The organism is Actinomycetota bacterium, from assembly GCA_030774015.1.
Classification (GTDB): Bacteria; Actinomycetota; UBA4738; order UBA4738; family JACQTL01; genus JALYLZ01.
Map to the genome: position 1 here is coordinate 21,508 of JALYLZ010000088.1, position 9,083 is coordinate 30,590.

A 9,083-nucleotide genomic window follows, 5' to 3' on the forward strand; every position below is an offset into this window, starting at 1 on the left:
GGGGATCACCTCCCCACGGCTTTCAGCGCCTCCCGCAGCAGTTCCTCCACCGAGCGGTCGCCATTCCCGGTCAGGGACGACATGGCGTCCCGGGCCTCTTGCGGCGAGAGGCCCAGCGAGAGGAGCGCTTCCCGGACCTCGGAGAACGGCCCCGTCGCGACACCGTCGCCGGATCCCAGCCGGTCCTTCAGGTCCACCACCACGCGCCCAGCCATCTTCTTCCCCACGCCGGGCACGGTGGCGAGCGCCGCGACGTCGGCCGCGGCCACCGCACGGCGCAAGGCGTCGGGCGTGAACACGGACAGGAAGGCGAGCCCGAGCTTCGGCCCCACGCCGCTCACCGACACGAGCAGGTCGAACAGTCCGCGCTCCTCGGTCGTGGAGAACCCGTACAGCACGAGCGCGTCGTCGCGCACCTGGAGCCTGGTGTGGACGCGGGCGGTCCTGCCCACGGCGGGAAGCCGGGCCAGCGTGGACACCGGCACCAGCACCTCGTAGCCCGTCCCGCCCACGGACAGCACGACGCGATCCGCGGCCTTCTCGGCCAGCTCGCCTTCCAGGAACGCGATCATGCTCGCGCGCTCCGTCGCATCAGCTCCCTCATCTTCGATTGCTGGACGTGGCACAGCGCCACGGCGACGGCGTCGGCCGCATCCGGCTGCACCGGGACCTCACCGAGGCGGTGCACGCCGATCAGGGCCCGGCGGACCTGGTCCTTGCCGGCGTTGCCGACGCCTGTCACGGCCATCTTCACCTCGAGCGGGGCGTACTCCTCCACCGGCACGCCCGCGTCCGCCGCCGCGAGCAGCACCACCCCGGTGGCCCGTGCCACGCTGAGAGCGCTGCCGACGTTCCGGCCCCACATGACCCGCTCCACCGCCAAGGCCGCCGCGCGATGCCGGTCGAGCGCGTCCCTGACCGCTCCGTACACCCGCCGCAGCCGGAGCGGCTCCGCCAGGCCGCCCGGCGTCCGCACGGTCTCGGACCAGATCAGCTGTGGGAGCCCGGACTCCGATCGCAGCGCCGCCAGGCCGGTCAGCGCGAGGCCGGGGTCGACCCCCAGGACGACGCCATCGAACACCTGTTCAGTCTATGAGCATCCCCCTTTCCGCTCAATCACATCGCTGGAATTTAGGGGGTGCCAGTGACAGAAACGTCTGGACAGGCTGATTCCGCTGGTCAGAAGCCCGAGACGCCGGCGGTTAGCCGACCTCGGCCAGGACCTCTTCGGGGATGTCGAAGTTCGAGTGGACGGCCTGCACGTCGTCGAGGTCCTCCAGCGCATCGATCAGGGCCAGGACCGAGCGGGCCCGCGAGGCCTGGACCGGGATCGTGTTCTGGGGAACCATGGTGAGCTCAGCCGAGGCCGGGGGGATCCCCGCCGCGACCAGCGCGTCCCGGACGGCCGTGAACGCCCCCGGGTCGGTGACGATCTCCCACTGGCTCTCCGCGTCGCGAAGGTCGTCGGCTCCCGCTTCCAGCACGACCTCCAGCACCCGCTCCTCGTCGGGAGCGCGTTCCTTGTCCACCAGCAGGACACCCTTGCGCTGGAACATCCACGCGGTGCTCCCCGGGTCGCCAAAGTTGCCACCCTGCTTGGTGAAGACGTGGCGAACCTCCTGCCCCGTCCGGTTCCGGTTGTCGGTCAGGGCCTCCACCAGCACCGCCACGCCACCGGGCGCGTAGCCCTCGTACGTGACCTCCTCGTAGCGAGCGCCCTCCATCTCGCCGGAGCCCCGCTTGATGGCGCGCTCGATGTTCTCGACCGGAACGGAGGCCTCCCGGGCTCGCTCCACCGCGGCGGCGAGGGTCATGTTCCCGTCGACGTTGCCTCCGCCTTCCCGGGCCGCCACCTCGATCTGGCGGAGCACCTTGGCAAAGACCTTGCCCCGCTTCTGGTCGGTGGCTTCCTTCTTCCGCTTGATCTGGCTCCACTTGGAATGGCCCGACATGCCCTCACACCCTCGCCAGCAGGTACTCGTGCAGACCGGTCTCGCCGACCAGCTCCGGGTGAAACGACGCCACGACCAGGTTGCCCTGCCGCGCCACGACCGGAACGCCTTCGTGCTCGGCGAGCACCTCCACGTCCGGCCCCACGTCCTCGATCCGGGGGGCCCGGATGAACACGCCCCGGACCGGCTCGGTGATGCCGCGAACGTCCACGTCGGCCTCGAACGACTCGACCTGGCGGCCGTAGGCGTTGCGCCGGACCGAGACGTCGACGAGCTGTAGCAGCGGCTCCCCGCCGTCCACGCGCCGGGCCATCACGATCATGCCCGCGCACGTGCCCAGGACCGGCATCCCGGCGGCCGCACGCTCGCGGATCGGTTCCACCAGCCCGTGGGCCCGGGCCAGCTTGCCCATGGTCGTCGACTCTCCGCCCGGGATCACCAGGGCGTCCACGTCCCGGAGCTCGTCCGGGGTACGGACCTCGGCCGGCGCGGCGCCGAGGCCCGCCAGCACACGGCAGTGCTCACGGAAATCGCCCTGCAGCGCCAGGACCCCGACCTTCATGGCCTCGATGATAGCGAAGCCCTCCGCGCCGCCCGCGATTGCATGCGCTTCGCCGGCCCGCGAGACGACGTCGCGGCTGTTACCAGCCGCGGACCTGGAGCAGCCCTTCCTCGCCCAGCTCCTTGATGTCGCGGCCCCGCATGGGCTCACCGAGGCCGCGGGACACCTTGGCCAGCACGTCGGGGTCGTTGAAGTAGGTGGTCGCCTCGACGATGGCCCGGGCCCGCCCCGCGGGGTCCTCGGACTTGAAGATGCCCGAGCCCACGAAGTTCCCCTCCGCGCCGAGCTGCATCATCAGAGCAGCGTCCGCGGGCGTGGCCATTCCGCCGGCGGCGAAGTTCACCACCGGCAGCTTCCCGGTGGCGGCGACCTGGCGGACCAGCTCGAGCGGCGCGCCGAGCTCCTTGGCCGCGTGGGCGTGCTCCTCGGCTCCCAGCGTGCCCAGCCACCGCAGCTGCCCCTGGATCTTGCGCATGTGCCGTACGGCTTCGACGACGTTGCCGGTTCCGGCCTCGCCCTTGGTGCGGATCATGGCCGCGCCCTCGGCGATCCGGCGCAGGGCCTCCCCGAGGTCTCGGGCCCCGCACACGAACGGGACGGTGAACTGCCACTTGTCGACGTGGTGCTCCTCGTCGGCCGGCGTGAGCACCTCGCTCTCGTCCAGGTAGTCCACGCCCAGCGACTGGAGGATCTGCGCCTCCACGAAGTGCCCGATCCGGCACTTCGCCATGACCGGGATGGTCACCGCCTCCATGATCTCCGTGATCTTGGTGGGGTCGGCCATGCGGGCCACGCCGCCCTCCGCCCGAATGTCGGCGGGAACGCGCTCCAGGGCCATCACGGCGCAGGCCCCGGCGTCCTCCGCGATCTTCGCCTGCTCGGCGGTGGTGACATCGATGATCACCCCGCCCTTCAGCATCTCGGCCAGTCCGGACTTGACCCGGAAGGTCCCGGTCTCTCGCTCCACGGCGCTCCCCTCCTCCATGCTCACCGGCCCCAGTGTATCGCCGGGACACCGGCCTTCCGTCCGGGGCACCGCCCTTCCGCCGGGAGCCGAGCGACGCCGCCCTACGGGGAGATCTCGACCGGGATGGTGTCGGGAAGGAGCTCCACCCACGTGGTCCCCGGGGCCAGCGGGATCCGCTTCCCGGAGGAATCGAAGAACTTGGTCAGGGCGTGGACGGAGCGCCGCTTCCACGTTCCCTCGACCACGCGGCCGTCCCGGAACACGTATGCCTTCCCGGAACCCACGGACTCGACCTCCGGGGACGGATTGCCGGCCACGTCCACGATGCCGGTGTCCTTGATCTTCACCACCTCGACCACCACGTTCGTGGCCGAGATCTGGAGGTCCCCCTCCAGCGTGGCGGGGCCCGTGTCGTAGGACCGCAGCCACACCGCTCGCTTCGGGTTCCACGTCCAGAACACGTTCGCGGTGCCGGACCAGTCCAGATGGACGGTGCCGGCCGGCTTCGATCCGGCCCCGGCTGGCCCCTTCTTCCGGTAGGTGAACACCGGAGCGGGCTTGCCGCCGGTCTCGTGCCCGGCCCGGTACAGGGCCCCGGTGCTGGTGTAGAGGTTGTGGGGCTCGCTGCGGTCGGGATCCCGTTCGTACGCCTGGGCCTTGATGGCGGCCTGGACATCGTAGTTCACGTCGTGCAGGCCCCTGTCCGCAACGGCCTGCTCCACCCGGGGGACCCCTCCCGCGTAGCCGAACAGCGTCGACGTGCCGAACTGGATCAGGACGTCCGGGTCGGTCAGGCGGGCGCTCCGGACGGGCCCGATGCGCTTCGAGTCCTGGCACTGGTAGACCACGATGAACCGGGTGATGCCGCCCTCGACGGGTTCCTCGTAGACGATGTCGGCCCGCTCCAGCCCGGCCTGGGGGCGGGCCTCCGGCAGGTTCTCCACCTTGATGGCGAGCGCCGGGCGGTCGGGCACGTCGTGGTGCGGCGCCACGCCGGTGAGGGGGCAGGTCGGAGGCTTCGCGGGCTTGTGCTCGGCGAGCGACGAGAGCCCCGGGATGTGGCCGATGAGCGGGATCCTCGCGGCGTTGCCGGTGAGGGCCAGGGTGCCGACGGCACCGGCGGCAACCAGCACGGTGGTCACTCCGGCGGCCATCACCTTGCGACGTCGCGTGAAGCTCAAGTCGGAGTCCTCCTGGCGGGGGCGTGGCTCGGAGTCGGGGGGAGCGGGAAGGCGTGGGGGATGCTACCCGCCGGTCTCCCCTTTCTCAACCACCCCGCCGTTAGATCCCGGTTGGAACCTGGAGCCGAGGTACCCGGCCTTCACATCTCCTCGAGGATGCGGATGCGGTCCTGGATGGGCGGGTGGGTGGAGAAGAGCTTCTCCATGAACCCCATCCTGTCGCCGGGCACCCGCGAGGGCTGATCCAGCCACAGGTGCGCGGTGGCGTTGTTCGCCGACTTCATGGCGTGCGGGGCGACGGCGATCTTCTTCAGGGCGCTGGCCAGGCCCGGCGGATACCGCGTCAGCATGGCGCCCTGCGCGTCGGCCAGGTACTCGCGCTGCCGGGACACGGCGAACTTGATGATCTGCCCGAAGATGGGCGCCAGGATCAGCAGCAGCAGCCCCACCGCGAACAGGGCCGCCTCGACCGCTCCCCCGCCGCGGTCGTTCCCGCGTCGGGCCCCGAACCCTCCCCACCAGAACCACCGCAGCATGAACTCGGAGATCAGCACCACGGCGCCGACCAGCGTGGCCACGATGGTCCCCACCAGGATGTCGCGATCCCGGACGTGGGACAGCTCGTGCGCCACCACCCCCTCCAGCTCCACCCGGTTCATCATGTCGAGGAGGCCGCGGGTCACCGCGATCGACGAGTGCTCGGGGTCGCGCCCGGTGGCGAACGCGTTCGGCGCCTGCTCCGGCACCACGTACACGCGCGGCTTGGGGATCCCCGCGGCCAGGCAGAGCCCCTCCACCACGTTGTGCAGCCGGGGCTCCTCCTCGGGGGTCACCTCCTTGGCCCGCGCGGAGGCCAGGACCAACCGGTCGCCATACCGGTAGGAGCCGAACGCCAGGAAGGCCGCGATCACCAGCGCGATGACCAGGCCGGCGATCCCCGCCTGGAACAGCAGGCCGAGGGCCCACCCCACCGCCCCCAGCAGGACCAGCGCGCCCAGCACCAGCAACACCGAGCGGCGCTTGTTCCGGGCGATCTGCTCGTACACGAGCGGCTACTCGCTAGAAGGAGGCCGCCACCGGCCCGCGGGCAGGCTCGTCGATCTCGAAGAACTGCCGGGTGTGGAACCCGGCCGTGCGGGCCACGACGTTCGACGGGAACGACTGCACCAGGTTGTTCAGGATGGTGACCTCGTCGTTGTAGAACTGCCGCGCGTACGCGATCTTCGACTCGGTCGAGGTGAGCTCCTCCTGGAGGGCCAGGAAGTTCTCGCTGGCCCTCAGCTGCGGGTACTGCTCGGCCACCGCGAACAGGCGGCGGAGTCCCGCGGTCAGCTGGTTCTCGGCCTGGGCCTGGGCCGCGACGGTGGCGGCCTGCTCGCCCTGGGCCCTGGCCCGGGTCACCTCCTCGAACAGCTCGCGCTCGTGCGCCGCGTACCCCTTCACCGTCTCGACCAGGTTGGGGATGAGGTCATACCGGCGCCGGAGCTGGACGTCGATCTGGGACCAGGCGTTGTCCACTCGGTTCCGCGTCCGCACCAGCTTGTTGAAGACGTAGATCCCATACAGAAGGAGCAGGACCACCACGCCGAGGACGATCCACAGGCCGAGCACGGGGGCATCTTAGCAACGAGGTGTTCCCTAGCCGTGGGCGCGGCATCGGCCCCGGACGCGAACAGGCCGCCCGAGGGCGGCCCGCTCGCCTTGTGAACCAGGAGGTGACGCTCTGCCGACTTCTCTCTCCACGTCCTCGCTGGGACAGGCGAGGGCGACGCTAGCACCGGCTCGCGTCCCGGTCATCCGCCGAAAGGCGCAGGTGCACTCGGTCGTCAGGCTCCGGCCCGATGGCCCAGGACCTCCGCGTAGATCGATTCGATCTGCTCGGTGACGCGGTCCCACGAGTAAGCCTGGGCTCGGGTCCGCCCCGCCTCCCGCAGGTGGGTGGAGAGCCCCGGGCCCTCCAGCACCCGGCGGACCGCCCCGGCCAGGGCCGCCGGGTCGCCCGGGGGAACCAGGAGGCCGTCCTCACCGTTGTGGACCACCTCGCGGTAACCGGCGATGTCGCTCGCCACGACTGGGACGCCGGCCGCCATGGCCTCCACCAGCACCATCCCGAAGCTCTCCTGCCCCAGGGCCGGGGCCACGTAGACGTCAGCCGCCGCGTGATACGCGGGCAGGGCCGCGTGCGGCACGGCGCCCAGCATGGTCACCCGGGACCGGACCTCCGGAGGCAGGGCGTCCACCGCGCCCCGGTCCCGCCCGTCGCCCGCCACGACCAGGTGGAGGTCCGGGAGCTCGCCGGCCAGTCGGGCGAAGGCCCGGAGGGCGATCCCGAACCCTTTCTGGGGGTCGAGGCGCCCCACCCACAGCATCCGCCGCCCGGGCGGGAGGTCCGGGGCCGGCGTCCCCCGGGCGAACGCCTCCACGTCCACGCCGTTCGGCACGATCCGGAACTCGCCCCCCAGCCGGGCGCCGATGAATCCGGCCGAGGCCTCCGAGACCGCGATCCGGACGGCCAGCCGCCTCGTCACGACCCGCAGGAGCGGCGCGGCCGCGTCGAACAGCCGGGACCGCTCGGCGTGGGAGTGGAACGTGGCGACGGTCGGGACCCGCGCCCGAAGCGTGGCGATCATCGCCGACGACGGCGCGATCGGCTCGTGGGCGTGCACGAGATCGGGACGGAACGACCGCAGGGCCGCCCCGATCCGGCGGATCGACGAGACCGAGAGGCACACCGGCGCCACCGTTCCCTGGTAGGGAACCCGGAGGGGACGGCCGGCGACGCGGACGTACCCCTCGCTCACCGGGCCCGCGGCCGGGGTGACCACGATCACCTCGTGCCCGCGATCATGGAGCCGTTCGGCCAGGGCGTGGACGTGCACCTGCACCCCACCCGGCGCGTTCCAGTCGTAGGGGCAGGCCTGGAGGACCCTCACGGACACCGGACGGCTGGCCCACTCACGCGGGTGGCCCCCTCACGGCAGCTGGCCGGCTCACGGCGGCGGGGCGTCCGGCCAGGCCGGCTGGAACATGTGCCAGTCCACCGGCTTCGCCGCGATGCTCCGCTCGAACTCCGTCGCCAGCAGCCGCGTCAGTGTGCCCACGTCGGTCCGGGTGTCTCCGGTCATCTCCACCTGCGGGGGCTCCCCGATCCAGCACACCCAGCCCTCCTCGGTCGTGTAGCAGGAGCAGGCGAGCAGCGGCGACCCCGTCTTGATGGACAGCAGCGCGGGCCCGGCGGGGAGCTTGCGGGTGGCCCCGAACATCTCCACCTCCACCCCCGCGCCGCTCAGGTCCCGGTCCGCCACCAGGGCCACGATCCAGTTCTGGAGCAGCAGCTCGCCGATCTCGAAGCCCGCCCGCTTGTCCGCCGTCAGCGGCACGATGCGCATCCCCAACTCCCGGCGGTGGCGCAGGAACAGCTCGGACACCGACTTCGGGCGGAGCTGCTCGGCCACCGCGGCCAGGGGATAGCCGTTGATGCACAGGAAGTGCCCGGCGACGTCCCAGTTCCCCATGTGGGGCAGCGCCAGGATGGCGCCCCGCCCGGCCTCCAGGGCCCGGTCGATGTTGGCCAGCCCGTTGGCGACGAACCGCTTGTTCACCTCCTCCGGCGGCATGACCCGAGCGTGGAAGCCCTCGTACCAGTACCGCCCGTACAGCAGGAACGCCTCGTGGGTGGCCGCCAGCACCTCCGGTGAGTCCGCCGGCCGTCCGATCACGCGGGCCAGGTTCGACGCGACGGTGCGGCGGAGGTCCGGCAGGCCGTGGTAGATGGCACGCGCGTAGGCGCTGAACGCCGCCCGGGCCACCGGCTCGGGCCAGGACATGCCGGCGCGTTCCATCGTCGCGTACTGCCAGGCGGCCAGCCGCTCGCGGAACGTCAACCGCTCGGGCTGCTCGGCGGCCGGTGCGCCAGCATCTGCCCCGCCGGACGGCGCGGGGACCGGGGCGACTTCAGGGGCGTCCATCCGCTACTCCCGCTCCTGCTTCGCCACCTGGCTGGCCCGAACGGCCGCCGACAGCGTGGCCACCACCAGCAGGGCGATCATGGTCGGCCCCAGCCAGTCACCGGCCAGTCCGATCGCCACCAGCGCGTACCGGAACGCCCGGGTGACCAGGCTGTCGTCCACGCCGTAGCCGAGCGAGCGTCCCCGGGCCCGGACATAGGCGCCCAGGAAGCTCGCCACCAGGGCCGCGGCCGCCGCGGCCGCGGCGGGCGGATCGACCTCCCGTACCGCCAGCGCGATGGCCGACAGCAGGCACCCGTCGAAGATCCGGTCCGCCGCGGAGTCCAGGAACGCCAGCAGGGACGAATCGCCCCGACGGGCCAGGGTCGCTCCGGCCAGCAGCAGCACCCCCGCGCCGCCGGCGGCCGGGCCGGCCCAGCGCCCGTGCCCGGCGAACACCAGCCAGCAGCCCAC

Annotated in this window: 11 protein-coding genes; all 11 read right to left on the reverse strand. The window is 71.8% G+C overall.

Annotated elements, in window-relative coordinates; translation table 11 throughout:
- Window positions 1–5: 5 nt before the first annotated feature.
- On the reverse strand, window positions 6–572 hold the full coding sequence (gene ruvA, locus M3Q23_08885; protein ID MDP9342199.1) for a Holliday junction branch migration protein RuvA: 567 nt from the start codon (window positions 570–572) through the stop codon (window positions 6–8).
- Entirely contained in the window at window positions 569–1,081 is a 513-nt protein-coding gene (locus M3Q23_08890) for a crossover junction endodeoxyribonuclease RuvC (GenBank protein ID MDP9342200.1), read from the reverse strand. Before M3Q23_08890 ends, ruvA begins: the two co-directional genes overlap by 4 nt.
- Window positions 1,082–1,202: 121 nt before the next feature.
- On the reverse strand, window positions 1,203–1,952 hold the full coding sequence (locus M3Q23_08895; protein MDP9342201.1) for a YebC/PmpR family DNA-binding transcriptional regulator: 750 nt from the start codon (window positions 1,950–1,952) through the stop codon (window positions 1,203–1,205).
- Window positions 1,953–1,956: 4 nt separating this feature from the next.
- Window positions 1,957–2,514 (reverse strand): pyridoxal 5'-phosphate synthase glutaminase subunit PdxT, encoded by a 558-nt coding sequence (gene pdxT, locus M3Q23_08900; protein ID MDP9342202.1) that lies wholly within the window; start codon window positions 2,512–2,514, stop codon window positions 1,957–1,959.
- Window positions 2,515–2,593: 79 nt separating this feature from the next.
- Window positions 2,594–3,499, reverse strand: coding sequence for a pyridoxal 5'-phosphate synthase lyase subunit PdxS (pdxS, locus tag M3Q23_08905; GenBank protein ID MDP9342203.1), 906 nt, complete (start codon window positions 3,497–3,499; stop codon window positions 2,594–2,596).
- Window positions 3,500–3,582: 83 nt separating this feature from the next.
- Entirely contained in the window at window positions 3,583–4,662 is a 1,080-nt protein-coding gene (locus M3Q23_08910) for a DUF3048 domain-containing protein (protein ID MDP9342204.1), read from the reverse strand.
- A 140-nt stretch (window positions 4,663–4,802) separates the two neighbouring features.
- Window positions 4,803–5,708 (reverse strand): M48 family metallopeptidase, encoded by a 906-nt coding sequence (locus tag M3Q23_08915; protein ID MDP9342205.1) that lies wholly within the window; start codon window positions 5,706–5,708, stop codon window positions 4,803–4,805.
- 13 nt (window positions 5,709–5,721) lie between these two features.
- Window positions 5,722–6,273, reverse strand: coding sequence for a LemA family protein (locus M3Q23_08920; protein ID MDP9342206.1), 552 nt, complete (start codon window positions 6,271–6,273; stop codon window positions 5,722–5,724).
- Window positions 6,274–6,488: 215 nt separating this feature from the next.
- Window positions 6,489–7,601 carry a glycosyltransferase family 4 protein gene (locus M3Q23_08925; protein ID MDP9342207.1) on the reverse strand — a complete coding sequence of 371 codons (1,113 nt, stop codon included), beginning with the start codon at window positions 7,599–7,601 and terminating at the stop codon, window positions 6,489–6,491.
- 51 nt (window positions 7,602–7,652) lie between these two features.
- Window positions 7,653–8,630, reverse strand: coding sequence for a phosphatidylinositol mannoside acyltransferase (locus M3Q23_08930; protein ID MDP9342208.1), 978 nt, complete (start codon window positions 8,628–8,630; stop codon window positions 7,653–7,655).
- Window positions 8,631–8,633: 3 nt separating this feature from the next.
- A partial coding sequence (locus M3Q23_08935) for a hypothetical protein (protein MDP9342209.1) occupies window positions 8,634–9,083 on the reverse strand: 450 nt, incomplete at its 5' end.

What these genes read in the sequence shown, in the direction of transcription:
- ruvA (MDP9342199.1), bottom strand. Translation starts at nt 572, where the DNA reads ATGATCGCGTTCCTGGAAGGCGAGCTGGCCGAGAAGGCCGCGGATCGC.
- M3Q23_08895 (MDP9342201.1), bottom strand. Translation starts at nt 1,952, where the DNA reads ATGTCGGGCCATTCCAAGTGGAGCCAGATCAAGCGGAAGAAGGAAGCC.
- pdxT (MDP9342202.1), bottom strand. Translation starts at nt 2,514, where the DNA reads ATGAAGGTCGGGGTCCTGGCGCTGCAGGGCGATTTCCGTGAGCACTGC.
- pdxS (MDP9342203.1), bottom strand. Translation starts at nt 3,499, where the DNA reads ATGGAGGAGGGGAGCGCCGTGGAGCGAGAGACCGGGACCTTCCGGGTC.
- M3Q23_08930 (MDP9342208.1), bottom strand. Translation starts at nt 8,630, where the DNA reads ATGGACGCCCCTGAAGTCGCCCCGGTCCCCGCGCCGTCCGGCGGGGCA.